Consider the following 25,429-nt stretch of genomic DNA (forward strand, 5'->3'; position numbering starts at 1 on the left):
ATGTCGGCGTCCGGCGCAGTCTCGCTTGCAGGGGCGGGATCAGCTACCGGCGCATCCGCTTCCGGTTCCGCCTTGGCCACCGGCGCTGCCTCCGCCACTGGTTCCACGTCAACCACCGGCGCCGCTACCGCCACCACTTCCGGCTCCGCCACGGCCGCAGCCGCAGCGCTAGCATCGGCCACCGCTTCCGCCACAGCCGTATCCAGCGCTTCCTCCGCCGCCACGGCGGTCGCCGCTTGTTGCGCCAATGCCGCGCGCGGAATATGCACCACCTGCGTCGGGCGGCGCTTGAACACGTCCGCCAACGCGCCGTTGACGATGCGCTCCTTCAGCATGTCGGTGTCCATCACCAGGTCCAGCAGCGGGCCTTCGAAGATCACTTCGCCGCGGCGCTCGATGAACCCCAGCTTCGACAGGATGCCCAGGTTCATGTCCATGCGGGTCTTGCGTCCCAGCTTGTCGCCGAAGTCCGCCAGCAGCGCCTTGTACGGGATGCCGATCGACGTGTCTTCCGCACGGGGCAGCGGCTTGTCGACGCCGAACATGTCGTTCTGGTCATCGTCCGCATGCTGGTGGGTTTCCTGGCGTTCGCGCTTGGGCAAAATGATTTGCGCCCACAGCACCACCAGCAAGGCCACGCCATCGCGCGCCAGGCCGAAGTTATTGTTTTGCCATACGTCCTTGGCGCCGAACACTTTCGGTTCGATCTCGCGCGTCAGCGCCAGGGTCACGTGGTCCGCATACACGTTGTCGAGCAGGCGCATGCCGCAGGCCAGCAAGCGCTGGTCCACTTCGGCGCGGAACAGTTCATCCGACAGCGCGCGCTTGACCAGGCGGTCGTCGCGGCGCAGGGTCTGGTGCGTCAGCAGGCGCGAAATCAGGATCTGGGAATCGTCACTCATTGTCTTCTTGGTTCTCTTGTTTGCCCACGGCCAGGTCCATGGTTTGCGACAGGGCTGCCATCTTCCGGGCCGCTTCTGCCATATGTTCGAGCTGGCTCGTGCTCAGTGCGGGGTCTTGCTGAACATTCAGCGACAAGGTCGCGATCGACATGGCCGCCACTTCCGGATCGTCCAGCTGCACCAGGTCATCGGTCGGCGTGAACGTCACGGGCAGGCGCGCCAGTTCGGCGGTGGCGCCTTGCAGGTTCGCTTCGGCGGCGTCGCCCAGCAACGGCAGCATCGACGCGCGGTACGATGCGACGGCAAAGCTGGCCGGCAGCACGGATTCGTGCACCTGGACGGATTTCGGCGCTTCCTCGGCCACGCTGGGGAAATTGCCCAGCGCCGCGAAATCGGACAGGCGCGCGATCCAGTCATTCAATTCCTGCTGCATGGCAGGGTTGTCGTTGATCGTGGTCGGCGCGTCTTCACCGGTCGGCAAGCCGTTTTGCAGGTTGTTGCCGGCACGGTCGGACAGCAATTCGGTTTCAGCCACGTCGATCATTTCAGCAGGGGTGATAAACAGCGGCACCACCGGCTGGTCGATGGCGCCGACCGCCAGCTGGGCCAAATCCTCATGTTCCAGCAACCAGCGCTTGATGTCCGTGGTGGACAGGCCGGACTGGCCCAGGTGCACGCGCTGGCGCTCGATCTGGTTCAGCGCGCGCGAGAACATGCCCTGCATGTTCAGCAGCGCGCTCTGGGCGCGGCCGATGGCCTGCGCCACGCGGTGCGTGGACGCATCCGCATTTTCATCGGACGTGATGGCGCGCAGGATTTCCGAACCCTTTTCCACCCAGTCGCACGCCATGTGCCACTTGGCCTGCGATTCGCGCAGGCGGAATTCCGAGCCGGAGGCGATGGCGTCGCGGAATTCTTCCGTCAATTCCACCAGCCGGCCCAGCAAATGCTGCAACTGCTCGGCGGTAACGCCACCCACGGCCTGGGCGCCGGCCACCTGCGACAGCAGGAAGCCCATTTCCACGTCGTCGTCTTCCTTGCCCAGGTTCAGCAGGCTGTCGATGGCCGACAGCACGTTGCGCGCCATCGGCGTCACGCGGTAGACGCCCTGCTGCGCATCCCATGCCAGCAGCTGGTTCGAGCGCAGGCGCATCAACACGGTTTCCAGGCTTTCCGGCAACAGGTAAGCGAGGCGGGTATTGATGTCGGCGCGGGTGAACGACGACACGCTGGTGTCGGCCGCCAGTTCGCGCAGCACCAAGAGGCGCACCAGGACGCCTTCGAAGCCGCCGTGGAACAGGGCCGTGAACACTTGCAGCAGCGGCTGCGCGCGCTTCAGGTGGTAAACCTGTTCGATCTCATCCGCCGCGATATGGGGCTGGAAGTGCGCCTGCAGCGCATCGTTCTGCTCTTGCTCAGAGGGATTTACCGCAGTGTTCACTTCGGCTCCCGCTTCCATCGCCAGGGCCACGTTTGCCAATATGTCGTTCATGCTGATCCGGAGTTGCCATTTTTATCACACCGCAAAGGCAATGCTCGCGGAGGGGCGTCAGTATAGCAGTTCCGAAAGCTAAGCTGCTGAAATCAAAGGCAATCCGTACAACACGGGGCGTAGCGCCCTCCTTATTTCTTCACCACCTTTTCCAGCAACTGGTCGACATAATCGCCATCGTCATCGACGAAGCGGATACGCACGGGGAACCAGTCCAGCCCCGGCGCCAGCCACAGGTCGACTTGCTGGCTGGCGTCGCTTTTCGGTGGCGATTTCACGAAGTGCACGGCATCCACCGTGCCGGCGCCCGTTTGCACGGTTTCCTTGCCGACAGTCTTGAATACCCACGGTTCCGCGTCGCGCCGTCCGGCCACGAAATACGCCCATTGCGAGCCCGGCGTGAATTTCTCGGGCGCGCTGCGCGCATTGGCCACCAATTGCCACGGTGCACTGGTGCGGTCCTGCTCGCCGCCCTTGATCGGGTAACTCTCGTCGCCTTTGCTGAACGTGATGGTCTTGCTGTCGCGGTGGAAGGTGGCTGTCGTGGGTTCCTTGCGGAAACGCTTTTCGTGGAACGTCTCCGGGGCCAGGCCGTAATCGTCGATGTCGCCTTCGCTGTGGTTTTCCAGGATTTTGCCGAACAAGCCGGCATGGCTGACCGTGTGCAGGCTGTATTTGCCGTCGCCATGGCGCCACTGCACGGTGGCGTCGCCATTGATGGTGATGCTGCGCTGGCGCGCCTTGATGGAATACACCAGGTCGGCCTGCGGCGGCAGGCTGAAGGCACGCTTGGCGCTCGGGTGGCTGTCGGCGGCCCACGCCGGAGCCACAATGGCGGACAGCGCCACCACGGCGGAGCTGAGGAAAATTCGTTTATTCATCATTGCCTTATTTAGCCATCGAGATTTTGCTGACGGTTTGCGTCGTCAGCGCACCGTTGGCCTCCGTATTGCGTATTTGTACAGGGAACCACTGCAGCGATGGCGCCAGCCAGATATCGAGCCGGGCGGAATACGAGCCCGGTTTCGGCGGCCGCGCCAGGTGCCACGTAACGATGCGGCCCATTTTCGTGTCGATTTCTTCTTCACCCACCAGCTGGAAGCGGTAAATCGCCGCATCGCGGTTGTCGCCGACGAGGATGTCGATATCGCCGCCAAACTGGTTGACATTGGCGCGGCCAATGGCGGCCAGCTGGAATGGAATGGTGGCGCGGTCTTGCGCACCGGTCAGCAGCGGGTAACTGCGCTCACTGGCGGAAAACGTGATGCGCCCTTCGCCGCGCTGGAAATGCGTGGCCGTCAGCGAGCGGCCGCGCCGCTTTTCCGTGAACTTGTTCGGCGCGATACCCGCGTCGTCGATTTCACCTTCGCTGTTCAACTCCAGCACGTTGACGCGCGTGACCAGCATCGACAGGCCCGCTTCCACGCTGACCTTGTACGTGCTGCCATCGGTCTGCCACACCATCTTGCCGGACGCGCTCCAGTTCGCGCCTTTCGCGTCCGTGCGCGTGAGTTCCAGGTCGAATTCGGCCGATGGCGGGATGTTGACTTTATAACGGCGCGTGCTGGCCTGCTCCAGCGACGTGCCCTGCTGTTCCTTGTTGCCGGCTTCGGCCTGCACCACCGGCGGCGCGGGTTCCGGTGCAATTTCCGGTGTTGGCAACGCGGCCACGGCCTGTTCGATACCAGCCAGCGGATCGGCCACGGCGCTGCTGGCCGGCGGCAGCGCGGCAGCGGCATCCGGTTGCGGCAACGGCAAGGGCCGCGCCTTGCGCGGGTGTGGCGGCACGGCTGCCGGCGCTTCCGGCGCGATGTCGGGCGGCGGCGTATTGCTGCCTTTTTTCTCCGGCAGCGGCAAGCGTACCGTCGCCACGGAAGGCTTTTGCGATATGGCAGGCTGCGCGCCAAGGCGGGAGCCCAGCCAGTCGATGGTGACGAAATGGAGCGCCACAGTGGCCGCGCATAAGGCGAACACACGGCGGCGGCGGGAAAGGGAAGCAACTAGCGTCATGGCGCTAGTGTAACGCGGGAAGCGTCCCCGCCGCTGACACGGTGGCGACGCTTCCCTGCCGGGACGCTTCAGCGGCGGGCGCCCGCGAGGCGGCGTACCACCGCGATCATGCGGTCGATTTCCTCGCAAGTGTTGTAAAACGCGAAAGATGGCCGCACGGTGGCTTCCACGCCGAAGCGGCGCAAAATCGGCTGCGCGCAGTGGTGGCCCGTGCGCACGGCGATGCCTTCCTGGTTCAGCGCCTTGCCCACTTCCTCGGTCTGGTAACCCGCCAGGACGAACGAGGCCACGCTGGCCTTGTCGCGCGCGGTGCCGATCAGGCGCACACCGGGGATCGCCCGCAAATGCGCCGTCGCATAGTCCAGCAACGCGGTTTCGTAATACGCCACGTTGTCCAGTCCCAGCCGCTCCAGGTAATCGAGCGCGGCGCCCAGTCCCACGGCATCGGCAATATTGCCGGTTCCCGCTTCAAAGCGGGTCGGCGGCGCGTGATAGACGGTGCGCTCGAACGTCACGTCGGCAATCATGTTGCCGCCGCCCTGCCATGGCGGCAGTTGCGCCAGCAGGTCCGCCTTGCCATAGACCACGCCGATGCCGGTCGGGCCGAATACCTTGTGGCCGGAGAAGACATAAAAGTCCGCATCCAGCGCCTGCACGTCGACCCGCATGTGCGATACGGCCTGCGCGCCATCGACCAGCACGCGCGCACCCACCCGGTGCGCCATGGCCACGATATCGGCCACCGGCGTCACCGTTCCCAGCGCATTCGACACTTGCGTGACCGCCACCAGCCTGGTGCGCGGATTGAGCAGCTTCGCATAGTCGTCCAGCAGGATCTGGCCGCTGTCGTCGACCGGGATCACCCGCAGCCGCGCGCCCTTTTCCGCCGCCAGTTGCTGCCACGGCACGATGTTGGCGTGGTGCTCCAGGTGCGACACGATGATTTCATCGCCGGCGCCAATGCATTGCTGGCCGAACGTTTGCGCCACCAGGTTGATGGCTTCGGTTGCGCCGCGCACGAAGATGATTTCATTCGGGCCGGCCGCGCCGAGGAAGCGCGCCACTTTGTTGCGCGCACCTTCGTACGCATCGGTGGCGCGCGCCGCCAGTTCGTGGGCGGCGCGGTGGATGTTCGAATTCTCATGCGCGTAGAAATACGCGAGACGGTCGATCACGGCTTGCGGCTTGTGCGTGGTGGCCGCGTTGTCGAACCATGCCAGCGGCTTGCCATTGACCCGTTCCGCCAGGATGGGGAAGTCGCGCCGTACGGCATTGACGTCAAAGGCGGGATGCCCCTGCCACTGCGGGCGCTGCTGCTGTGGCGCGTTGCCGCCCTGTTCGAAATAGTAGGCGGGCTGCGCCGGCTGGATGGCGGGCTGGATGGCCGGCGCCGGTTCCGCGAACGAGCGGCCGCCCGTCAGCAGGCGGCGCAAATCGTCGACACCCGGCAAGGCGAAAGCCTGCGCCGTCACGCGGTCGTCGGCGCGCGTGGCTTGCTGCGCCAGCGCATCGAGACCGCTGGCGCGCGACAGCGGCTGGTAACTGGCTTCGCCGATAAAGTAATACGGCGCCGAAGGGGCGCCGGATGGCGGAGATGGACGGTCGATTTGCGGCAGCGCGGCGGCATACGGCGCGGACGCTTGCGGCGCAAGGTGCGACGACTGCGGCGAACCATGCGCCGGCGCACCTGCCGGCGCGACCACCGGCGTCACGCCCTGCCCCGCCGGCGATGCGGCCGGCGCCGCGTGCACTGACGGCGCGACGCCCTGTGCACCCGGGACACCATGCGGTCGCGGCGCAGATACGATGGCAGGCGACGCCGCCGGAGCGGACGGCGATTGTCCGCCCACCAATCCGGCCGCGATGCCCGCCGCGCCCGGCCACTGCGCAAACAGTTCGCCCGCCAGGCGGTTCAGCAAGGCTTCGTCAGGAACGTGCGCCGGAGCGGGGTTATTTGTAGGTGTCTGGATAGTCATGGTATTTACCGATCTCCACATCTTCCAGCACCGCCACCGCGTCGTCCGTCAGCACGGCCAGCGAGCAATACAGCGAAATCAGGTACGACGAAATCGCATTGCGGTTGATGCCCATGAAGCGCACCGACAGGCCCGGGCTTTGCTCGCCCGCCAGGCCCGGCTGGAACAAGCCCACCACGCCCTGGCGCTGTTCGCCCACGCGCAGCAGCAGGATCTTGGTCTTGCCATCCTCGATCGGCAATTTGTCGGACGGCACCAGCGGCACGCCGCGCCACGTGAGGAACTGGGAACCGAACAGGCTGACGGTCGGCGGCGGCACGCCGCGGCGCGTGCATTCACGGCCAAAGGCGGCAATCGCCAGCGGGTGTGCGAGGAAGAAACCCGGCTCCTTCCACACCTTGGTCAGCAATTCATCCATGTCGTCCGGTGTCGGCGCGCCCGTCAGCGGGAAGATGCGCTGGTCGTCGTGCACGTTGGCCAGCAAGCCGTAATCGGGATTGTTAATCAGTTCGCTTTCCTGGCGCTCCTTGATGGTCTCGATCGTCAGGCGCAACTGTTCCTTGATCTGGTCGTGCGGGCTGCTGTACAAGTCCGACACGCGGGTATGCACATCCAGCACGGTGGACACGGCATTGAGGAAATATTCGCGCGGCTGTTCGTCATAGTCGACGAAGGTTTGCGGCAATTCCGATTCGTCGCGCTGCGCGCAGGCCACGCGTACGTCGCGCGGATTCTTGACCTTGTTGAGGCGGTAGATACCTGCTTCGACGGGCAGCCATTGCAGCAGGTGCACCAGCCAGCGTGGCGTGATGGTGGATAACTGGGGGACGGTCTTGGTGGCGTTGGCCAACTGGCGCGCTGCGTTGTCGCCAAGCGCCAACTGGCTGTCTGGTACGGCGGTCATGCTGAACTCCTAATGAGCTGAGTGAATAACGTTATAAGGAAACCGCATCCAGTATCAGCTCAGCCATACCATCGTTCAACATGCTATAGCCACCAACTTACAGCGCCTCCGCCAGCGCCAGTTCGCAATGGGCCAGCACGCCGGAAGCGGACGTGCCCAGCGCGGCGGCCAGCTTGTCGATGGTGACCAGCGACGGGATGGCCGCGCCCCGTTCGACTTCACCGATGTACGAACGGTTCATGTCGGCAGCTTCCGCCAGCCGCTCCTGCGACCAGCCGCGCGCTTCGCGCAAGCGGCGGATCGCCAGTCCGAATTCACGTGTCAGCATGGTGTCCTCACAGGCTGGCGGCGGGGCCGCCTTCCGGCTGCGCATCGGCCTGGGTGATGGTGCTGCCCGCCGCGACGCCGCGCGTCAGCCACACATTGCCACCGATGACGGAACCCTTGCCGATCGTGACCCGGCCCAGGATGGTGGCGCCCGCATAAATCACCACGTCGTCTTCCACCACCGGGTGGCGCGGCAAGCCTTTTTGCAGGGCCCCCGTATCGTCGGTGGGGAAACGCTTCGCACCCAGCGTGACCGCCTGATAGATGCGCACCCGCTCGCCGATGATTGCGGTCTCGCCGATCACGACACCGGTGCCATGGTCGATAAAGAAACTGGCGCCGATGCTGGCGCCCGGGTGGATATCGATGCCGGTTTCCGAGTGCGCCAGTTCCGCGATGATGCGGGCCACCAGCGGCGCGCCCAGCGCATACAGCGTGTGCGCCAGGCGATGGTGGATGATGGCCAGGATACCTGGATAGCACAGCAGCACTTCATCGACGCTGAGCGCGGCCGGGTCGCCGTGGTAGGCCGCCTCCACGTCCGTATCGAGCAGGGCGCGGATGGCAGGCAGGCTGCGCGCAAAGCGCTGCACGATGTCGTAGGCCCGCTGCTCCGTCACGCCGGCCTTGCGGGGCGCATCGTGGCGCGCGTTATAGGCCAGTTCGCGCCGGATCTGTTCGTGCAATCCCGTCAGCGCCGTATCGAGCGTGTGGCCGACAAAGAAATCCTCGCTTTCCTGGCGCAAGTCCGCAGGCCCCAGGCGCATCGGGAACAGCGCGGCGCACAGCAATTGCAGCACGTCGCGCAAGCGCTGGCGGGACGGGAATTCGCGGCCGCCGCACTCCTGGTTGCGCAGGCGCGCCTGGCGCCAGACGGTGCGCACCTGGCGCAATTCATCGACGATCGGTCCCAGTTCCCAGTGTGGCGTATTGCCCAGGGCGGCGGCGGGAATGGCGGAAGTCAGTACGCGGTCATTCATCGTGGCGCTCCCTTAATCCTGTACCCATGGCAAACCGTGCCAGCGCCAGCCGCCACGGTGTCCCCGCTGGCCCGCGTCATCGAGATCGCCTTCAAAGCCCTGCTCCACATTGAATACGCTGGCAAAGCCGGCCTTGGTGGCCGCTTCGGCCGCCGCGCCCGAGCGGAAGCCGCTACGGCACAGCAGCACCAGCACGGCGTCCTTGCCGCCGGCCTTGGCTTCCAGTTCACGCACGAAGCGCGGGTTGCGCGTCAGCGCGGTGCCGGATGCCCAGGTCACGTGCAGCGCTTCCGGCACGCGGCCCACGAAGACGCGCTCTTCATTGCTGCGCACATCGACCAGCAAGACGTCACCGGATTGCGCCAGGCGCCAGGCATCCTGCGGCGAAATGGTCCCGGCGAACGGCAGCCCCGCCGCCTGCGCGTCGGCGCGGGCTTGCTGCAGGGCCGGATCGTCGGCGTTGAGGAGATTGCCGTTGCCGGTGGCAACGGCGGCTTGCGCGAAACTCGGTGCGGTGCTCATGGCGTCCTTTCGATATGGCTGGTGAGTGCTGTCTATGGCCACCAATTTATCGAAGTCGCGGCGCTGCTAAAACGAATTTAATAGCGGATACAAAGTCGAAAATGACATATCGCGCCAGCTATAGCTATGAGCAGGGCACGTTATCTGCTACGCTAGCTCACCTGTTCGAGAGGAGATTAGCTATGGCTTTACCGCAAATGCCCACCATTCCGGGCGCTGCTGTCATGACGGATACGCTGGATTTCGTGAAGAACCTGTGGGGCAGCATGGGCGTCGTGCCCGGCATTGCCGCGCCCACGCTGTCCGTCGACGAGCTGGACAAGAAAATCAACGATTTGAAGGCCGTCGAGGCGTGGCTGAACTTGAATTCCAGCATGGTTCGCGGCAGCATCCAGGCGCTGGAAGTCCAGCGCAACACCATCGCCACCTTGAAGTCGATGGGCAAATCGCTGGCCACTGCCGTGCAGCAGCCGGGCGAAAAAGATACCAAATCCCTGTTTGAATCGATTCCTTACGCTTCCGCATTTTTCCAGCATGCGGCGGAAGCGCTGCAGCCGGCCGCGCCGGGACCTGCACCGAAGGAAGCCAAGCCTGACAACCCGTTTGCGGCCAGGCCGGAAGTGAAAGCGGCAGCGCCGACGGAAGCGCCGGCTGCCACCGCAGCGCCGGAAGCTGCGGCGGCCGCCGCGCCGACGCAGGCGCCGGCCGGCGCCAATGATGCGATGGCGGCGGCGGGACTGGCCAATCCATCGGTCTGGTGGAATTTGCTGCAGGAACAGTTCAAGCAAGCCGTGACGGGCGCGATGTCGGCCGAAGCGGTGACGGGCGCGGCAGCACGCGCCACGGAAGCGGCCACCAAGTTTGCCCAGGCGGCGACACAGGCGGCCACCAAGCCGCTCAGCAAGGCTGCCGCGGCGGCGACGGCCAGCACTCCGCTGGCGTCGGCCGCGAAGGACGAGGCGGCCGCCAGGAAACCTGCGCGCAAGCCTGCCGCAAAAAAAGCCGCCAAGACGGTAGCAAAATAAGTTGGCCCTCATTCCGTACGGCGGCTTTCGCCTTTGGCGAAAACCGCCCTACGGAATCGCGGCTCGGCTATGCCAGCCGCTGGATACGGATCGCCTCGATCAACCCATCTTCCTGCCGCTGCACCTTCACGATTTGAATCAAGCCTTCATCGGCCAGCAGTTTCGCGTTGTCGTACGCGGACTGGAACGTGGCTATGGTGTCCCCCTTGGCGCTGACCGGGCGTATCCACGCCGCCGCACCGATTTTCATCTTGCCGTACACTTCCTTGGCAATGTCGCGCATATGTATGTCTCCTTTTTCTAGTACTACATTGCACAGCCAGGTTTAATCCGTCAGCCTTGTTCCCCGCCCTCCTCGTCGAAGCCGAAGTTCTCGATCGGTGGCGGATCCTTGCGGGGCATCAGCAACGCCAGTTGTTCGATCAATTGCGCAAAGCGCTGCTGGCCCGGGGCGATGTGATCGACGTGCATCAGCACGCCGTTGGCTTCATCCATCAAGTCGCGGTTGTAGCCATGCTGCTGCATGTGCGAAATCAGGATCTGGGCCGAGTTGAACAGGATACGCATGTTGTTCGGCAGTGCTTCGCGCGCCGTGCGCATCCACGCCACGGCTTCGGGCAACTTGCCAGTCTTCCACAACAGCACGCCTTTGTTCATCATGTCGGCCGCTTCCTTGCGGGCCGACTTGATCAGCTCGGCGCCCTCTTCTCCCATGCGGGCTTTCTCGAAGATTTCCTGCACTTCGTCCAGCAACACCATGTTGTCGTGGTTGTTCCGGATCACGTAGCACAGCAAGTCCACCGGCGCATCCTTGACGCCCACCGCAAACAGCAGCGTCGCCAGTTCCATGCAGGTCGGCGTGTCCGGGCGCTCCGGATCCTCGTTCAGCATTTCCTCGAGTTCGTCGCCCGTCTTGCGGGCGCGGCGGTAATCGCCACTCTCGTGGTATACCAACCCTTCCGTGATTTTGGCGCGCAGTTGCACCAGTTCGCCGGTGAACTCGCGCTGCGCCATGCCCAGCACTTGCAGCGCTTCCTTGGCATCGTTTTTCTGGCCGCAAATCCGCGCCAGGCCGAAATAGGCATCGACCGTCTTCATCACGGAATATTCGCCAATCGCGATGCACTTGCGGAACGCCCGTTCCGCCAGCGGGATATTGCCCAGCTTGAGCGCCGCCAGGCCGAGGCGGCGCTGCCGCACCACGGAATTGGGCGACAGCTTGGCGGCCTTTTCCAGCACGTCGCACGATTCTTCCAGCTTGCCCATCAATTGATACGCGGTGGCCAGCTGGTCGTAGGCGTCGATGTAAAAGCGGTTTTCCGCTATCACGCCCTGGAACATCTGGCGCGCCGCTTCGTGGTCGCCATTATTCATGCGGATCTTGCCCAGGCCCGTGCGGGCCCAGTTGTAATCGCGGTCGTCCAGCACCTGCTCATACACGGCGCGGGCTTTTTCCGGCTCGCCGGCTTTCAGCAACAGGGTCGCCTTCATGCGCAGCAAATCGATGGCGTGCAGCTTGTGCACGGCGATCTGGTCGTCACACAGCTTGGCGGCGCGCAGGTAATCCTTTTCCACGAAAGCCTGGTCGATTTCGCGAAAGATCTGCTTTTTTTGCCACACGCGGTTCAAGCGCGTCAGCAATACGCCTTCCGTGATGGGCTTGATGATGTAGGCGTCGGGCTGCTGCTCGGCCGCGCCCATGACGGATTCCACGCTTTTTTCCGCCGACACCATCAAGAACACGCTGGACGGCGTCAGCAAATTGCGGATGCGGCACTCTTCCAGCACTTGCTGGCCATTCTTGCCGTCGCCGAGGTTGAAATCGCACAGCACGACGTCATACAGCGTCTTGCTCAGCATGGTCATGGCTTCGCCGCCGCTCGCGGCCTGGTCGAAGTGCTTGGCGCCCAGGTTGCGCAAGGTTTCGCGCAACAACTGGCGGATGCCGACAAAGTCATCGACGATGAGGTAGCGCTTTTCCGTCCAGTCGATATTGGCCGCAGCCGCCGCCACGGCGGCGGGATGCAGCGCATTGGTCAGTGCATGATTCACGGCAAACTCACCACGAAGGCGCCGCCACCCAGCTGGCCGCCGTTTTCCAGGCGGATGCTGCCGGTGCGCTGGCGGTATTTGTGCATCTTCGCCACTTCGCTGGCAAAGTACAGGCCCAGGCCGCTGCTATTGGTCATGAAATTCACGCCGGCCGTGATGCCGCTCATGGCCGAGACACCCGCATCGATCATCGATTGCGGGAAGCCGGCGCCATTGTCTTCCACGCGGATTTCCAGCAATCCATCTTTTTCCGCGACGGCAATGCGTATCGTGTCGTGCGTGTAGCGCACCGCGTTATTGATGGCTTGCGTCAACATGCCAATGATGAGGTCTTCATCGAACGTCCACACCATATCCTGGGGGAAATCGGCTTGCAGGATGATTTTCTTGGATTCCAGCAAGACTTTCGCCTGCGACGCCACTTGCTGCACCAGTTCGCCAATGTGCTGTGGCCGTGGGTCGAACGGGTATTCCGGCTTGCCGACTTGCTTGTAGAGCGCCAGCAACTGGATCAGGTTATCGTTGAGGCGCTTGGTCTGGTAGAGCATTTGCGCCAGTTGCGGATATGCGGGATGGTTGGCGTCCTTGTTATCAGCGCCGCCAAGCAATCCTTCCAGCGTGCCGGTCAGGACGCTGATCGAATTTTTCATGTCGTGCGCGGTGGATGCCAGGAACAGGAACAGCTCGGGTGCACCTTCTCGATCTTCCGCTTGGTCTTCCATTCAGTTACGCTCCGGGCTTCAATACTGATCAGGCATTATACCGAGAGCGTGAAATCGGGCGGAAAACCGAATGGATGCGGGTGATGCCGGGATGCCACAACTGGCGCCGGAAAGGCAGTGCCCTGGCGGCCTGTCTACGTGGCCGTTCTGAAAGCGCTGTCTGAAATTACCGGAAACCGCGCGTATTTTGTCGGCATCTGCGTGGATTCAAGCCATACCCTGTTCCACCGCCGGCGATTTCCGCTGCGCTTTCAACATGAAACGCCCCGGGTCGAGCGCCGCAATCAATGTGGTTTCCAGCGGCAGCGGTTCATGTTCCAGCTGCGCCGCCAGGATTTCCGCCGCCAGCGGCGCCCAGATCAAGCCGCGCGACGCATAGGCCAGCACGCCATACAAGCCCGGGTGACGGGGCACGTCGCGCAGGCGCTCGATTTTGCCGGCCGCCGCGCTGTAATCGGGCAGCGCCCCCACCAGCGGCAAACGGTCCGGGGCCATGCAGCGGAACGCCACGCGCCCGGCCAATGGCGCCGTGTCGGTTAACCGGTCCAGCGCACCGGGCAGGATGTCCGCCGCGCGCGCCAGGTTTTCCTGCTGGCTCGCTACACGCAACGCCGCATCGGTATCCGTGTCGTACGTTGCCCCAGCGCTCACGATGCCGTGCACCGCCGGCGTGATGTACGCTTCGCGGCAGACCACCAGCGGCACCGCGGGAAACGCTTGCGCATCCACGTGGGTGACTTGCCCGCGCATCGTGTACAGCGGCAGTTCCGCTGTTTGCGCCAGCGACCGCGCCCCCGCGCTGTTGGCGAGGATCACATTGGGCGCTTGCGCCAGCAGTTGCCCCTGTGCGTCCAGCACTTGCCACTGGCCGCCGGTGCGCTGCAATGTCATTGCTTCCGCGTGGTGGATACGCGTCAGCCGCTTCCCGCACGCGTCCAGCATGGCGCGGCAAATCGAGCCGGGATTGGCCCAGCCGCCCTGCGGAAACAGCCAGCCGCCATCGGGCGTCGCCACGCCCAGCATGCCGCTGGCTTCCTGCGCGTCGACCCAGCGCACATACGCTGCCGGATAGCGCCACGCATCGACCACTTCCCGTTGTAAATCCGCGTGCTGCGCATCGCGCGCCAGTTGCAGCACGCCGCACTGGCTGCCAGCGATCGGCCCGACGGCATCCGCGCCGACCTGCGCGTCCGGGTGCAAGCCGCCCAGCGCTTGCCAGCGCCGCTGCGCATACAGGTAAGCGGCGCGCGCCAGCCGGGTCGGGATATTGTCGTCGCGCGACAGCAGCGGCATGAAGATGCCGGAACGGTTGCCGGACGCTTCCTGCGCGGGCAAGCCGTGCCGCTCGATCAGCGTGAGGTCCCAGTCGCGCGCCGCCAGCCGTTCGCACATCGCCGCTCCGGCCATGCCGGCGCCGATCACGATGGCGCGGCGCTCCGGTATTGGCGCGCGCGGTGGTTGCGGTTTGCGGCTGGTGAAGGTGGCGCACGTGACTTCGCTGGCGTCGCCGAGCCACGGACAGGCAGGCGCATCGCAGGACTGCTGCGTAAAGCCTGCCGAGCGCAATGCTTTCAAGTCGTCGTCGCTGCTGCCCTGCATGGCCAGTGTGGCGCCGGGCAGCGCCAGCTTTGCCACCGTGCGCAAGTCGTTCACCGGTTGGGGCAAATACAGCGCATCGACCCGCGCCTGCAATTGCTGCAAACTCTGCCCGGGCTCACCCACCAGCAGATCCAGCGTCACGTTGCCGCCATCGAGCGACAGGCGGTGAAAGCCCGGGACGTCGACGGGCCATTGCGGACGCAATTCCGTTATGGCCAACGCCGCCGCCGGTGGCAGCGCGGGCAGCACGGCGATGTAATGCAGCGCGCTTGCCGTATGCCAGTCGAGTGCACGCGGGCCATCGGCCGCCCTCACCGGCGAGGCAGCGGTGCGGCGCCGCCACGCAGCGAGCACGTGCGCAAAATGTTCACCCGCGCCGAATGCGGTGGCCAGCAAGACGAAACGGTGATCCATCGGCGGCGTCATTGCTGGCATGCGGCGTGGCGGAAGCACGTCGTGTCGTGGTCGTTGACCATGCCGATGCCCTGCATGTACGCATAAATGATGGTGGAACCGACGAACTTGAAACCGCGTTTGCCGAGGTCCTTGGAAATCGCATCCGACAACGCGGTTTTCGCCATGCGGTCTTCCTGGCGGGCGATGTTGTTGACGATGGGCTTGCCGTCGACCCACGCCCACAGGTACTGGTCGAGGCTGGAACCCTCACCGCGCAAGCGCAGGTAGGCCTGTGCATTGGCGATGGCGGCAGCGACTTTCAGCTTGTTGCGGATGATGCCGGGATTGGCCAGCAATGCCGCCACCTTGTCCGGGCCATAGGCGGCGATCTTTTCCGCGTCCCACTGATCGAACGCGGCGCGGTAGTTGTCGCGCTTGTTCAGCACGGTTTCCCAGCTGAGCCCGGCCTGCGCCCCTTCCAGGTTCAGCATTTCAAACAGGCGCAACTCATCGTGGCACGGCACGCCCCATTCTTCGTCGTGGTAAGCGATATAGCGGGGATTGTTGGGATTGGCCCAGTTGCAGCGATGCAGTAGCGTGGTCATGGTGTAGTGGAGTGTGCGGCAAGAGCGTGAAGTCTACATTATGATGTCCGCACCACCCATCACGGAGAGCAGTCATGCAATTCGAAGCAAAACTGGAATGGCAGCGCAACGGCCAGGACTTCCTCGGCCAGCGCTACAGCCGCGCGCACGAATGGATCTTCGACGGCGGCTTGCGCGTGCCCGCATCATCGTCGCCGCTGTCGGTGCCGCTGCCGATGTCGAACGCGGACAATGTCGATCCCGAAGAAGCGCTGGTGGCGGCCACGTCGAGCTGCCACATGCTGTTCTTCCTGTCGATTGCCGCCAAGCGGGGCCACGTGGTGGAGAGCTACAGCGACCACGCGGTCGGCCTGCTGGAAAAGAATGCAGAAGGCCGCATGGCGATGACCAGCATTACCCTGCGGCCAAATATCGTGTTTGCCGGCGGCGACTGGCCGGACGAGGACGAGCTGGCGGCGATCCACCATGAAGCGCATGACAAGTGCTATATCGCCAATTCGCTGAAGGCGGAAGTGGTGGTGGAGGCGCCGGTCGTGTGACCGTTACGCCAGGTCGCTGGACAACCCCACGCGCCGCCGCTCGCCGCGCAGCATCGGCGGTTGCACCAGGTTAGTCACCACCCGCACTTCGCCGCTGGCCACGGTTTGCTCCAGCTGCTGCATCATGCGCCGGAAGAGGCCGTCGCCCTGCGTGGTCTCCGTGCAGTACAGCGCGGCCCACGCATTGCGGCCGGAATTCTTGGCGATGTACAGGCCCATGTCGGCCAGTTCCACCACCTGGCTCCACGTCAGCAAGCGCGGTTGCGACGGCATGAAGGGGAAGCAGGCGTAACCGATCGAGCACGTCTTGGTGAGCGCCGTGCCATCGGGCAGGATGAAGTCGCGGTGCGCAACGGCGCGGCGGATACGCTCGGCCACCACCTTGGCTTCTTCGCGGTCCGTGGCGCGCGCCAGCACGAGGAATTCTTCGCCGCCCCAGCGCACCAGGTAATCCGATTCACGGAACACTTCGCGCAAGCGCTCCTGCATTTGCACCAGCACCGCATCGCCGGCCGCGTGGCCATAGCGGTCGTTGACTTCCTTGAAGTGGTCCAGGTCGACCATGAAGAACACCAGGTCCTTGTTATCCTTGTACGGGCTGACTTCACGCTCCGCGGCGAGCCCCGGCTGTTCGTGGCGGCGCAGCGCCATCGCCACGTCCGAATCCACGTGCTGCAGGAAGAAGCGGCGGTTGCGCAAGCCCGTCAACTGGTCCGTCAGGCTGACTTCCTCCAGCGTGTGGTAAGCCCGTTCCAGCTCGATGTTCTTGTCCATCAGTTGCGCGCGGGTGGCGGCCACTTCGCGATAGGCGCTGGCGTTATCCAGCGCGATGGCGCCGTAGGCGCACAGCGTGGAAAACACCAGCCGTTCCCGTTCGCCATAGGCGCGGGCGCGCAGCGATTGCACGGTCATCGCGCCCAGCACGCGCTCACCCACGCACAGCGGCGCAAACAGCAGGCTCAGTGTCGGCAACGTGCCGGGGATCAGGTTGGGCGTGGCGCCATCTTCATCGAGTTCGATCAGGATTTCGCGCCGTTCGCGGATGCAGCGCGCGGAGTTCGCGTGCGGGTCCGACAGCGCATAGCAGGTCGGCGGCAAATCCTGGCCCGCTTCCTTGCAGAACGCGCAGCACAGCGACTCGCCGCCCGGCTGCAGCAGGAAGATGGAAAAATGCGTGGCGTCCAGCAAGCCGTGCACGTGGCGGTCCAGCACGCGGTAGACCGCCGCCACATCCAGGTGCGCCGTGATTTCCTGGCCGATGGCCGACAGGTGCGCCAGCGTGGCATTGGTGCGCTGCAAGACCTGCGCGCGCTGCGCTTCGGAAGCCGCCAGCTGGCGGTGATGCTCGCCTTCCGTCTGCGCCCGCTCCGTGCGGTATTGCACCTGCATGGCGACGGCGCGGCTGGTGGCTTCCTGGCTGTGCGTCTGGTCGCGCACGGCATTGGCTTGCAGTGACACTTCATACGCCTTGCGGTAATCTCCCGCCGCCGCATATTCACGGGCGGCGGCATCGAGCAAGGCGGCCGGCACCTGGTAGCCATCGATGGTGGAGGCCAAATTCATGGCCGCTTCCAGGTAATGCAGCACCGCATTGGGCGCCGCCATGTCGCGCGGCCCCGGCAACGCATGGCCGTGGCGCGCGTGGATCTGCGCCAGCACGCGCAGCGCGGCGATCTGGTTGCCGATATCGCCGGTACCGCATGCCATCTCCAGCGCGGACAGCGCCACCGCCTGCGCATCGTGCGGCCGGTCCAGCTGCGACAGCGCATGCGCCTGGCCGCGCCGCGCGCTGCTCTTGAAATCGCTCTGGCCCAGCTGGTCGCCGCGCAACTGCAATTGCTGGAAGCTGTCCAGCGCCAGCTGTGCGTCGCCCAGGTCCAGCGCCAGGTCGCCCTGGTATTCCAGCGCCACCGCATAGGCGCGCGAGGAAGCCAGCGGCGCCAGCGCCAGCAAGGCTTCATGCAGCAATTCGCGCGCGGCGGCGCCCTGCCCCAGGTGGCGCAGGGTTTCAGAGGTCTGCATCAGGCACAGGCCCACGCACATCGGCCAGCCCGTCGGGCGGGCCAGTTCCAGCGCGCGCTGCATCCATTCCAGCGCCGCGTCATGCGCATTGAGGCTGGTAAAACCGTTGCCGATATTGGTGGCGATGGTGATGGCGCGGCGCACCTGCCCCGTCGCCATGGCCGCTTCGAACGACAGCATCAAGAGCGCCACGGCGCGGCCGAAATCCGCGCCCTGGAAAGCGCTGATGCCCGCGTAATCGCGCACCCAGCCCGCCACGGCCGGATGGGCATCGTCATCGTCCGTGAAGCGCTGGCCCCAGCGCGCATTGGCTTCCTGCAAATTGTGGAATACGCAGAAAATCGCCGCAGCCGCATCGATGATGTCGGCGCGAATGGTGTCGCCCGCGGCGCGCGCATCGGCCGACGCGATGGCCAGTTCGCTGTTGCTGGCCACGCAGTCGCCACGGTCATTGGCGATCCACGCCAGCAGCCAGTGCGCGTCGGCGCAACCGAGTGCATTGCCTTCCCGTTCGAACGCCAGCAAGGCTTGCTGCGCCAACCCTTCGCCCACTTCCAGCTTGCCGACCAGCCACTGCGCTTCCGCTTCAATCAGCGTGAAACGGGCCGCCAGCAACGCGGCCGCCGCTTCCAGGTCGGTCCGGATGGCGGTGGCTTGCAGGCTGCCCGTCAGCGCCTCGGCCAGCCCGGCCGCCTCCTGCGCCAACAGGCGTGCGCGCGCGACGTCGCGCTGGCGTAAATGCCAGGCAAGCTCGGCCAGCAGCAACAGGCGGGCGTTACCTTGTGTCTCAGGTAACTGCGCTTCCCATTGCGCCAGCACATCATCGGGCGCGAACATTTCCAATTTATTAATTCCTAGCGGATATTGCCGCAGTGCACTATCGGGAATGTCGCATTATTCCACAAGTTCAGCGCAACACTGCGACTGCGCCGGAAAATGTTAAAAACGACAGCGCCGTCGAGACCAGGATAATGCGGGCGATCCGCCCCGTGTTGGCGCCGAAGCGCTCCGCCAGCATGGCGACATTGCTGGCGCTGGGCAGGCAAGCCACCAGGATGATGACGTCCAGCGCCGCCGGATCGAGCGGGAGACCCAGCCGCAACGCAGCGTGGCCGATACACCACATCAGCAGCGGATGCAGCGCGAGCTTTTTCAGCGCGACCGGCACATATTCTCGCAGCGGCGTGGCGTCGGCCGTGCTCATCTGCGAGCGGGCCAGCACGGCGCCGATGGTAAACAGCGCAACGGGCGACGCCGCATCGGCCAGCAAGCCGATGGTTTTCGCCACCGGCCCCGGCAGGGCCAGGCCGGACGCGGACGTCAGCGCCCCCAGCGCGATGGCCCACGGCATAGGATTACTGATCATGCCTTTGAGCGCATTGCCGACGGCGGCCCGGCCGCTGCCGCTGCCCACGCGCGACAGCGCGATGCACAGCGACGCCGTGATCACCATGTCGATCACAATGGTCATGATCACGGGCCCGGATGAGCGGGGCCCGATCAGCGCCAGCAACAGCGGCACGCCCATGAAGCCGTTATTCGGGAAGGCCGCCACCAGCGCACCGAAGGCGGCATTGTTCCAGTCGATGCGGTGGCTCAGCGTCGCCGCCATCGTGATGCCCACAATCAGCAGCGCGCACAGCAAATAGACCGTGAACACGCCCGGATCCAGCAATTGCGCGATGGGCGTACTGGCGCCAAAGCGGTACAGCATGCACGGCAGCGCAAAGTACAGCACAAAGGTATTCATCCCTGGAATGGCCACCAGGGGCAGCATGCCGCGCCGCACGGCGATATAGCCGCACAGCACGAGCGCGAAAAAGGGAAAGGTGACGGCAAAAATGGCAAGCATGGGTTGCCATTCTACCGGTGCCGCCGCCAGGCGGCATCAGCAGGGGGCGATACCCGCCCCCTGCCGTCACTGTCAGGCACCGTCAATATTTCACAGGCGGGTGCACGTCCTTGTTGGCCGGGTTGTCCGGGTGGTCCGTATTGCCGCTGGTCTTGTCGGCTTTCGGCTGGCGTTTGCCATAGGTCTTGCCCGATGCGCTGGCGTCCGGGCTGGCCGCGCGGCCTGAACCCGTATTGCCCGGCGCCGCGGTGGCGCCCATGGTGTCGGCGGCATTGGCCGACGTCCCCACCGGCGGCGGCGTGCCGGCGGTACGGGGGCTGACCCCATCCAGGCTGGCGCTCAGGGTTTCCACGTGGCCCAGGTGTTTGGCGACGGTGGGCTCCAGCTTGGCCGCCAGCGCCTTCACGTCCGCATCTTTCGCTTCGGACTGCACTTTTTGCACATAAGCATGGGTCGCTTTATGGTCGCTGATACCAGCCTGGGCCGCATATTCGCGGTCGAACGCATCACCGGACAGGCGCTGCAGTTTTTTCCCCATGGCCTTGTGTTTGGCGTCGGGCTCGGTGGGCAGCACCACACCCTTGCTCTGCGCGACCGTCATCACTTCCCGCAAACCTTTGCTGTGGTCATCGATCATTTGCTGGGCAAATGCTTTGACTTCCGTGTTTTGCGACTTGTCCAGCGCAATCCGGCCGGCTTCAATTTCCGCGATATTGGCTTGCGCCAGTTGCTTCAACATGGCCTGGTCGGTTTTGGCGAGCGATTGCGCCTGGACTCCGGCCGCGCTCATCAAGGCTGCAATGGCCAGCGCGATTTTCACTTGTTTCATTACGGTTCTCCTCTGGATTGGAAGCGCCGCTTTCAGGATAGTTATTTTATGCTGCCAATGTACACGCGCGCCGGACATATCGGCCGCAGCTTTCGGGCAAGCAATGGCATACTTGTATACAAATGCGCTGCCCCCGCCTCAGGAAGGAACCGCCATGCCCGACGACAGCAACAGCCTGGTAGCCTGCATCCCCCGCCTGCGCCGCTATGCGCGTGCACTGGTGGGCGACAGGGCTGCCGCCGACGAACTGGTGCAAGACACCATGGAACGCGGCTGGCACCGGCTGTCGACGTGGCGACGCGGCAGCGATATGCGGCCCTGGCTGTTCAACATCCTGCATGGCTTGTATACAGAGCGGCAGCGCCACAGCCCTGCCGGCTCACCGTCACAGGAACGGCTGGACATGCGCGACATGCAGGCGGCCTTGCTGCAATTGCCGCCGGAGCAGCGCGAAGTGCTGTTGCTGGTGGCGCTGGAAGAGATGCGCTATGAAGAAGTCGCGGAAGTCTTGCAAATCCCGCTCGGCACGGTGCTGTCGCGCCTGTCGCGGGCCCGTGAACGGTTGCGGCTGACGATGCTGGGGCAGGCGCCCGCCTCGCCGCTGAAGGTGGTCAAATGATTCCCGTTACGGAAGCGGAATTGCAGGCGTGGGTCGACGGCAAGCTGGAACAGGCGCGCCAGGCCGACATTGCCAGCTATGTGAAAAATAATCAGCAGGAAGGCGAACGGCTACGCGCCTACCGCCAGCAAAACATCGCGCTGCGTGCACTGTATGGCCCAGTCCTCGATGAAACCATTCCCCGCTCGATGCTGCGCACCCGCAACCTGTCGCGCTGGCTGTGGCCGATGCGGCGCTATGCGGCCAGTGTGGCGCTGATGTTATCGAGCGCCGTGCTGGGCTGGATGGCCCATGCCTACCTGGCGGAACAGCAGTTGATCGCCAGCGCGCCGGGACCGGCGCTGGCGGCACGCGCCCTGCAGGCGCATGCCGTCTCTCTGCCGGAAGTGCGCCATCCGGTCGAAGTGGGGGCGGATCAGCAGGAACATTTGACGGGCTGGCTGTCAAAGCGGATGAGCATGCCGCTGCAACCGCCCCGCCTTGCACAGCAAGGTTTCGACCTGGTGGGCGGACGTATCCTGCCAAGCGACACGGGGCCAGCCGCACAAATCATGTATGCGGATGCGGCCGGGCAGCGGCTGACGTTATATATTTCCACCGTCAAGGGTGACAGGCGCGACACGGCCTTCCGTTATGCGCAGGACGGGCAAGTCGGCGTCTATTACTGGATCGATGGCCAGTGGGGCTATGCGGTGTCCGGTGTTCTGGACAAGAGCACCCTGGCCAGGGTGGCCAGGGCGGTCTACGAACAGCTGTAAAGCTTGCCGAACTTATTGGACGCCGCGGCGGCCCATGTCGGCCAGCCGCATCTTCATGCCTTCGTTGGCGGCCGGACCTGCCGCAAACATGTAGTCTTCATCGTTGATGGCCAGGCCGGTACGCGCGTCGACCAGCACCTGGTCAGCCGGCTTGCCGGTTTCGCGGCTCACCACCAGCAGGCTGGCGCCTTCCGGAGCCAGGTGTTCGTTACCCCACGCGATGAAAGCCAGCAATACCGGTTTGAAGTCGCGGCCCGCTTTGGTCAGCACATATTCATAGCGTGGCGGACGGGTGCTGTACTGGCGCTTTTCCATCAAACCGCCTTCGACCAGGCCGGCCAAGCGGCGGGTCAGCATGTTCGGAGCGATCTTCAGGCTCTTTTCGAACTCGTCGAAACGGGTCAGCCCGTAAAACGCGTCGCGCAAGATCAGGATGCTCCACCACTCGCCCACTTTACCCAGGCTGCGGGCGATCGGGCATGGCATACGGCCAAAATCAGTATGTTTCATTGCACTTCCTCCTTAGGGAACAATGGATTTCCACTTTCCAACTTAGAAGTCATTATTTGCCAGCTAAAAAATTGCTGCTTTTGTAGGAAGTGACAATCCTTTTGCAAGCGGAGAAACCGGCAAATTTTTTTCAAAGGGAGGCATAATATGCAACACTGCTTCAATGCTTCGATGAGCCCCCAGTAGAAAATGTACCTTTCCAGTGATGCCAACGTGCGCAAGATCCTCATCGTGGACGATTCCGCGTTCGAGCAGCGCATGCTGGTGGACTTGCTCAGTGAAATGCCATACCGCGTCTCCGTCGCGTTCAATGGCTTGCAAGGTTACCAGTTGGCCCTGTCCCAGCAGCCCGACCTGATCCTGCTGGACGTGCGCATGCCCAGCATGGATGGCTACACCTGCTGCCGGTTATTAAAGGCCAATCCGGCCACGCATGACATACCCGTGATTTTCCTGTCTGGCGCCGACGCGGCGGAAGACCGCATCATGGGCTTGTCGATCGGCGGCGTGGACTTTGTCTCGAAACCCTTCACGCCGGGCGAACTGGCGGCACGCATCCACGTGCACCTGAACCTGATGCGGCGCGCGCCGAAAGACGCGGCGGAACAGCCGCCCGCGCCGGCGCTGCCGGCCAACCCGGACGCCGTCCTCGTCAGCGCCGCCAAGCGCTTGATTGCCGATAACCTGGCGGCCTTGCCCAGCCTGTCTGAAATTGCCCGCAGCGTGGGCACTTACCGTGAAAAGCTGTCGCAACTGTTCCGCGAACAGACTGGCATGACGGTGTTTGCCTTTATCCGCGAAGAACGGATCCGCCGTGGCGTGCAACTGCTGCGCGAGACGGAAATCGATGTCCAGGACATTGCATTGCTGATCGGCTTCAATAACGCGGGCAACTTCGCCACGGCGTTCCGCGAACGCATGGGCGTCACACCCAGCGCTTACCGCGCATCAGGCACAGCAAGCGGCGCCCCCGGTTCTCCGCCGGAAGAATCCGGCAAAAAGTGAGCTTGCCGGTCACGCCCGCATTTGCTTGCGCCACCAGCGCCACGACACCAGCGCGTTGACGAAGTAACCGGCATACAGCAGCGCCGTCAAATTCAAGCCGCGGCTGACATACAGCGGCACCGACACGGCATTGACCAGCACCCACACCGGCCACGTTTCAACCCGCCGCGCCATCAGCAGCAATTGCGCGATGATGGAAAACGCCAGCACGGACGAGTCGATGAAGGGCGCATACGCGTTGGTGTACTTGTGCAGCATCAGGCCGTACGCTGCCGCCCCTGCGATGCCGGCTGCCGCCATCCATGCCATCGTCCGCAGTTTGACGGACGTGATCGGCAATTCCTTGCCATGATCGCCGGCCGCCCATTCGCGCCAGCCGATCACGCAAGTCACGATAAAGAAGATTTGCAGCGCCACGTCGGCATACAGGTTGACGCCGTAAAACAGCACGCTGAACAGCGCGCAGCCGACGATGCCCAGCCACCACGAGTGGATGCTGTTGCGGCCGGCCAGGATGATGGCCAGCGCCATGACGATATTGGCGACGATTTCAAGCGGGCTCATAGGCAAAATCCAGTGCAAGATTGTCCATTCTCGGTGACAACCCCGGCATTCCGCAACTGATACCGAACTGACACTGCGCTGCCCTGTCGCCTCGCGCCGCGCACCGTGATACTGGCCGCATGCCATTCACCGACACCGCCATGCAGCTCATCGACCACGACGCCATCGCGTCCCCGCCCTTCCCGCCCCACGGCGGCCGCCGCTTTACCGGCTGCCTGCCCATGAACCAGATCCTGCAAGTGGGCGATTTCCTGGTCTCGGCCAATGGCCTGTTTTTCGCGACACTGGCGGGTGACGGCACGTTCCGCGTGTACCGGGGCATCGATACGGACGAAGAGCAGGGTGTGCTGTGGTGCAGCCGCAAGGCGGGCGAACGGGGCCGCTACTTCGCGCTGGTGCAAAGCGATGGCAATTTCTGCATTTACCAGGGTTCCGACCTGGCCCACAATTGCGGCTGGCACTGGGGCACGCAAATGACGGCGCAGGGCCAGCAGTTTTATGCCGCCATGCAGGACGACGGCAATTTCTCGATCCGCGCCGGCACCGGGCCCGATGACAGCCGCGGCGTGGTATGGGCCACCAGCGTCACCGACCATGTGCTCAGCATCGAGGAAGTGCTGCACATCGAATATGACTTTGCCAATGCCTGCGTATTGCGCACCAGTCCCGCCAGCCAGTACAGCGAAGTGGTCACCAACCACACCGCCACGCCCAGCGCGCACACGCTGGCCGGCGCCATTGCCATCACTGAAACGTCATCATGGACCAACACCCCGGCCGCCACCCTGGGGCCGGATGTCGAATACCGGCACGGCGTGCCGGGCGTGTCCGGCGACGACTTCATCCTGTCCGACGAACCCGTCGATTACGTGGCCAATTGCGCCGTGACACGCCAGACTGCCTGGGCGTTCGACACCCCGTACAACGTGCCGCCGCACGCATCGATGCGCGCCGCCATTGCACTGACCTATTCCACCGTCTCCGTTCCCTATGTGCTGGTGGGCCAGTTGCGCTTCGAATCCGGCGCCCGCGTGGTGGGGGCGATCCAGGGCAACTACCTGGGCACCAATGCGCACAGCCTGACGGCCAGCTTTACGCCGCACGATCCGTCGCCCAACATGGGCAAGCGCATCCTGCGGCCGCTGCGACCGTTGTCAGGAATGGTCGCTTATCAGCGGTAATTAGCGGTAAGCGGCGTGCAAAGCTCCCCGGGCTCACT

The 25,429-nt window shown here is 64.1% G+C and carries 24 protein-coding genes and 1 pseudogene; 6 read left to right on the forward strand and 19 right to left on the reverse strand.

Going from position 1 to position 25,429, the window contains the following annotated elements; translation table 11 throughout:
* Positions 1 to 206: 206 nt before the first annotated feature.
* From GJ700_RS14510 to GJ700_RS14550, 9 genes and pseudogenes are all read right to left on the reverse strand, one after another.
* Positions 207 to 902, reverse strand: a pseudogene (locus GJ700_RS14510) (hypothetical protein); the annotation flags it as partial.
* A complete protein-coding gene (locus GJ700_RS14515) occupies positions 895 to 2,394 on the reverse strand; it encodes a hypothetical protein (RefSeq protein WP_229507009.1) in 1,500 nt (499 codons plus the stop codon). The gene GJ700_RS14515 and the pseudogene GJ700_RS14510, both read right to left, overlap by 8 nt.
* Positions 2,395 to 2,525: 131 nt before the next feature.
* The gene (locus GJ700_RS14520) at positions 2,526 to 3,275 is read right to left on the reverse strand and encodes a DUF3108 domain-containing protein (protein WP_371867962.1); all 750 of its coding nucleotides are present in this window, start codon (positions 3,273 to 3,275) and stop codon (positions 2,526 to 2,528) included.
* Between the two features lie 7 nt (positions 3,276 to 3,282).
* A complete protein-coding gene (locus GJ700_RS14525; RefSeq protein ID WP_371867959.1) occupies positions 3,283 to 4,344 on the reverse strand; it encodes a DUF3108 domain-containing protein in 1,062 nt (353 codons plus the stop codon).
* Between the two features lie 128 nt (positions 4,345 to 4,472).
* Positions 4,473 to 6,380: a family 2A encapsulin nanocompartment cargo protein cysteine desulfurase gene (locus GJ700_RS14530; RefSeq protein ID WP_154374981.1), complete on the reverse strand. Its 1,908-nt coding sequence runs from the start codon at positions 6,378 to 6,380 to the stop codon at positions 4,473 to 4,475.
* Positions 6,355 to 7,284 carry a family 2A encapsulin nanocompartment shell protein gene (locus tag GJ700_RS14535; protein ID WP_154374983.1) on the reverse strand — a complete coding sequence of 310 codons (930 nt, stop codon included), beginning with the start codon at positions 7,282 to 7,284 and terminating at the stop codon, positions 6,355 to 6,357. Before GJ700_RS14535 ends, GJ700_RS14530 begins: the two co-directional genes overlap by 26 nt.
* Before the next feature lie 97 nt (positions 7,285 to 7,381).
* Positions 7,382 to 7,612 (reverse strand): helix-turn-helix domain-containing protein, encoded by a 231-nt coding sequence (locus GJ700_RS14540; RefSeq protein WP_229507010.1) that lies wholly within the window; start codon positions 7,610 to 7,612, stop codon positions 7,382 to 7,384.
* Positions 7,613 to 7,619: 7 nt separating this feature from the next.
* On the reverse strand, positions 7,620 to 8,591 hold the full coding sequence (gene epsC / locus GJ700_RS14545; protein ID WP_154374987.1) for a serine O-acetyltransferase EpsC: 972 nt from the start codon (positions 8,589 to 8,591) through the stop codon (positions 7,620 to 7,622).
* A 12-nt stretch (positions 8,592 to 8,603) separates the two neighbouring features.
* Positions 8,604 to 9,113: a rhodanese-like domain-containing protein gene (locus GJ700_RS14550; protein WP_154374989.1), complete on the reverse strand. Its 510-nt coding sequence runs from the start codon at positions 9,111 to 9,113 to the stop codon at positions 8,604 to 8,606.
* A gap of 182 nt (positions 9,114 to 9,295) precedes the next feature.
* On the opposite strand from GJ700_RS14550, the gene GJ700_RS14555 reads away from it, so the two are divergent.
* Positions 9,296 to 10,138 (forward strand): PhaM family polyhydroxyalkanoate granule multifunctional regulatory protein, encoded by an 843-nt coding sequence (locus GJ700_RS14555; RefSeq protein WP_154374991.1) that lies wholly within the window; start codon positions 9,296 to 9,298, stop codon positions 10,136 to 10,138.
* Positions 10,139 to 10,205: 67 nt separating this feature from the next.
* Here the strand turns inward: GJ700_RS14555 and GJ700_RS14560 are convergent, their stop codons facing one another.
* The 5 genes from GJ700_RS14560 to GJ700_RS14580 form a co-directional block, all read right to left on the reverse strand.
* Positions 10,206 to 10,421 (reverse strand): hypothetical protein, encoded by a 216-nt coding sequence (locus tag GJ700_RS14560; protein ID WP_154374993.1) that lies wholly within the window; start codon positions 10,419 to 10,421, stop codon positions 10,206 to 10,208.
* Positions 10,422 to 10,471: 50 nt separating this feature from the next.
* The gene (locus tag GJ700_RS14565; RefSeq protein ID WP_371867963.1) at positions 10,472 to 12,151 is read right to left on the reverse strand and encodes a tetratricopeptide repeat protein; all 1,680 of its coding nucleotides are present in this window, start codon (positions 12,149 to 12,151) and stop codon (positions 10,472 to 10,474) included.
* Positions 12,152 to 12,186: 35 nt separating this feature from the next.
* Positions 12,187 to 12,912 carry a sensor histidine kinase gene (locus GJ700_RS14570; RefSeq protein ID WP_154374995.1) on the reverse strand — a complete coding sequence of 242 codons (726 nt, stop codon included), beginning with the start codon at positions 12,910 to 12,912 and terminating at the stop codon, positions 12,187 to 12,189.
* A 207-nt stretch (positions 12,913 to 13,119) separates the two neighbouring features.
* Positions 13,120 to 14,925 carry an FAD-dependent 5-carboxymethylaminomethyl-2-thiouridine(34) oxidoreductase MnmC1 gene (gene mnmC1, locus GJ700_RS14575; RefSeq protein WP_154374998.1) on the reverse strand — a complete coding sequence of 602 codons (1,806 nt, stop codon included), beginning with the start codon at positions 14,923 to 14,925 and terminating at the stop codon, positions 13,120 to 13,122.
* 8 nt (positions 14,926 to 14,933) lie between these two features.
* Positions 14,934 to 15,512: a DNA-3-methyladenine glycosylase I gene (locus GJ700_RS14580; RefSeq protein WP_154375000.1), complete on the reverse strand. Its 579-nt coding sequence runs from the start codon at positions 15,510 to 15,512 to the stop codon at positions 14,934 to 14,936.
* Positions 15,513 to 15,586: 74 nt separating this feature from the next.
* On the opposite strand from GJ700_RS14580, the gene GJ700_RS14585 reads away from it, so the two are divergent.
* Positions 15,587 to 16,051, forward strand: a complete 465-nt coding sequence (locus tag GJ700_RS14585; RefSeq protein ID WP_154375002.1) for an OsmC family protein — start codon at positions 15,587 to 15,589, stop codon at positions 16,049 to 16,051.
* A 3-nt stretch (positions 16,052 to 16,054) separates the two neighbouring features.
* Here the strand turns inward: GJ700_RS14585 and GJ700_RS14590 are convergent, their stop codons facing one another.
* From GJ700_RS14590 to GJ700_RS14600, 3 genes are all read right to left on the reverse strand, one after another.
* On the reverse strand, positions 16,055 to 18,910 hold the full coding sequence (locus GJ700_RS14590; protein ID WP_154375004.1) for a sensor domain-containing diguanylate cyclase: 2,856 nt from the start codon (positions 18,908 to 18,910) through the stop codon (positions 16,055 to 16,057).
* A gap of 70 nt (positions 18,911 to 18,980) precedes the next feature.
* Entirely contained in the window at positions 18,981 to 19,925 is a 945-nt protein-coding gene (locus GJ700_RS14595; RefSeq protein ID WP_154375006.1) for an AEC family transporter, read from the reverse strand.
* A gap of 82 nt (positions 19,926 to 20,007) precedes the next feature.
* Positions 20,008 to 20,754, reverse strand: a complete 747-nt coding sequence (locus GJ700_RS14600) for a DUF4142 domain-containing protein (protein WP_154375008.1) — start codon at positions 20,752 to 20,754, stop codon at positions 20,008 to 20,010.
* A 154-nt stretch (positions 20,755 to 20,908) separates the two neighbouring features.
* Between GJ700_RS14600 and GJ700_RS14605 the strand changes: the two genes are divergently transcribed.
* Both GJ700_RS14605 and GJ700_RS14610 read left to right on the forward strand, forming a co-directional pair.
* On the forward strand, positions 20,909 to 21,373 hold the full coding sequence (locus GJ700_RS14605) for an RNA polymerase sigma factor (RefSeq protein ID WP_154375010.1): 465 nt from the start codon (positions 20,909 to 20,911) through the stop codon (positions 21,371 to 21,373).
* A complete protein-coding gene (locus tag GJ700_RS14610; RefSeq protein WP_154375012.1) occupies positions 21,370 to 22,131 on the forward strand; it encodes an anti-sigma factor family protein in 762 nt (253 codons plus the stop codon). The genes GJ700_RS14605 and GJ700_RS14610 overlap by 4 nt, the downstream gene beginning before the upstream one ends.
* A 12-nt stretch (positions 22,132 to 22,143) precedes the next feature.
* Here GJ700_RS14610 and GJ700_RS14615 read toward each other — a convergent pair whose 3' ends face one another.
* Positions 22,144 to 22,641 carry a winged helix-turn-helix transcriptional regulator gene (locus tag GJ700_RS14615; protein ID WP_154375014.1) on the reverse strand — a complete coding sequence of 166 codons (498 nt, stop codon included), beginning with the start codon at positions 22,639 to 22,641 and terminating at the stop codon, positions 22,144 to 22,146.
* 189 nt (positions 22,642 to 22,830) lie between these two features.
* Here GJ700_RS14615 and GJ700_RS14620 point away from each other — a divergent pair, with 189 nt between their 5' ends.
* Positions 22,831 to 23,646, forward strand: a complete 816-nt coding sequence (locus GJ700_RS14620) for a response regulator transcription factor (protein WP_154375016.1) — start codon at positions 22,831 to 22,833, stop codon at positions 23,644 to 23,646.
* A gap of 9 nt (positions 23,647 to 23,655) precedes the next feature.
* Here GJ700_RS14620 and pnuC read toward each other — a convergent pair whose 3' ends face one another.
* Positions 23,656 to 24,210, reverse strand: coding sequence for a nicotinamide riboside transporter PnuC (gene pnuC, locus GJ700_RS14625; protein WP_154375018.1), 555 nt, complete (start codon positions 24,208 to 24,210; stop codon positions 23,656 to 23,658).
* Positions 24,211 to 24,329: 119 nt separating this feature from the next.
* On the opposite strand from pnuC, the gene GJ700_RS14630 reads away from it, so the two are divergent.
* Positions 24,330 to 25,391 (forward strand): hypothetical protein, encoded by a 1,062-nt coding sequence (locus tag GJ700_RS14630; RefSeq protein WP_154375020.1) that lies wholly within the window; start codon positions 24,330 to 24,332, stop codon positions 25,389 to 25,391.
* The last annotated feature ends 38 nt before the right edge of the window (positions 25,392 to 25,429 follow it).

This window comes from Pseudoduganella rivuli (genome assembly GCF_009674485.1).
Taxonomy (GTDB): domain Bacteria; phylum Pseudomonadota; class Gammaproteobacteria; order Burkholderiales; family Burkholderiaceae_D; genus Rugamonas; species Rugamonas rivuli_B.

Bases quoted from the DNA above. Each gene is read 5' to 3' on its own strand.
- GJ700_RS14620 (WP_154375016.1), top strand. From the start codon at position 22,831: ATGTACCTTTCCAGTGATGCCAACGTGCGCAAGATCCTCATCGTGGAC.
- GJ700_RS14540 (WP_229507010.1), bottom strand. From the start codon at position 7,612: ATGCTGACACGTGAATTCGGACTGGCGATCCGCCGCTTGCGCGAAGCG.
- mnmC1 (WP_154374998.1), bottom strand. From the start codon at position 14,925: ATGGATCACCGTTTCGTCTTGCTGGCCACCGCATTCGGCGCGGGTGAA.
- GJ700_RS14610 (WP_154375012.1), top strand. From the start codon at position 21,370: ATGATTCCCGTTACGGAAGCGGAATTGCAGGCGTGGGTCGACGGCAAG.
- GJ700_RS14605 (WP_154375010.1), top strand. From the start codon at position 20,909: ATGCCCGACGACAGCAACAGCCTGGTAGCCTGCATCCCCCGCCTGCGC.
- GJ700_RS14570 (WP_154374995.1), bottom strand. From the start codon at position 12,912: ATGGAAGACCAAGCGGAAGATCGAGAAGGTGCACCCGAGCTGTTCCTG.
- pnuC (WP_154375018.1), bottom strand. From the start codon at position 24,210: ATGAGCCCGCTTGAAATCGTCGCCAATATCGTCATGGCGCTGGCCATC.
- GJ700_RS14630 (WP_154375020.1), top strand. From the start codon at position 24,330: ATGCCATTCACCGACACCGCCATGCAGCTCATCGACCACGACGCCATC.
- GJ700_RS14580 (WP_154375000.1), bottom strand. From the start codon at position 15,512: ATGACCACGCTACTGCATCGCTGCAACTGGGCCAATCCCAACAATCCC.
- GJ700_RS14555 (WP_154374991.1), top strand. From the start codon at position 9,296: ATGGCTTTACCGCAAATGCCCACCATTCCGGGCGCTGCTGTCATGACG.
- GJ700_RS14535 (WP_154374983.1), bottom strand. From the start codon at position 7,284: ATGACCGCCGTACCAGACAGCCAGTTGGCGCTTGGCGACAACGCAGCG.
- GJ700_RS14590 (WP_154375004.1), bottom strand. From the start codon at position 18,910: ATGTTCGCGCCCGATGATGTGCTGGCGCAATGGGAAGCGCAGTTACCT.
- GJ700_RS14595 (WP_154375006.1), bottom strand. From the start codon at position 19,925: ATGCTTGCCATTTTTGCCGTCACCTTTCCCTTTTTCGCGCTCGTGCTG.
- GJ700_RS14615 (WP_154375014.1), bottom strand. From the start codon at position 22,641: ATGAAACATACTGATTTTGGCCGTATGCCATGCCCGATCGCCCGCAGC.
- GJ700_RS14585 (WP_154375002.1), top strand. From the start codon at position 15,587: ATGCAATTCGAAGCAAAACTGGAATGGCAGCGCAACGGCCAGGACTTC.
- GJ700_RS14520 (WP_371867962.1), bottom strand. From the start codon at position 3,275: ATGAATAAACGAATTTTCCTCAGCTCCGCCGTGGTGGCGCTGTCCGCC.
- GJ700_RS14600 (WP_154375008.1), bottom strand. From the start codon at position 20,754: ATGAAACAAGTGAAAATCGCGCTGGCCATTGCAGCCTTGATGAGCGCG.
- epsC (WP_154374987.1), bottom strand. From the start codon at position 8,591: ATGAATGACCGCGTACTGACTTCCGCCATTCCCGCCGCCGCCCTGGGC.
- GJ700_RS14515 (WP_229507009.1), bottom strand. From the start codon at position 2,394: ATGAACGACATATTGGCAAACGTGGCCCTGGCGATGGAAGCGGGAGCC.
- GJ700_RS14550 (WP_154374989.1), bottom strand. From the start codon at position 9,113: ATGAGCACCGCACCGAGTTTCGCGCAAGCCGCCGTTGCCACCGGCAAC.
- GJ700_RS14560 (WP_154374993.1), bottom strand. From the start codon at position 10,421: ATGCGCGACATTGCCAAGGAAGTGTACGGCAAGATGAAAATCGGTGCG.
- GJ700_RS14530 (WP_154374981.1), bottom strand. From the start codon at position 6,380: ATGACTATCCAGACACCTACAAATAACCCCGCTCCGGCGCACGTTCCT.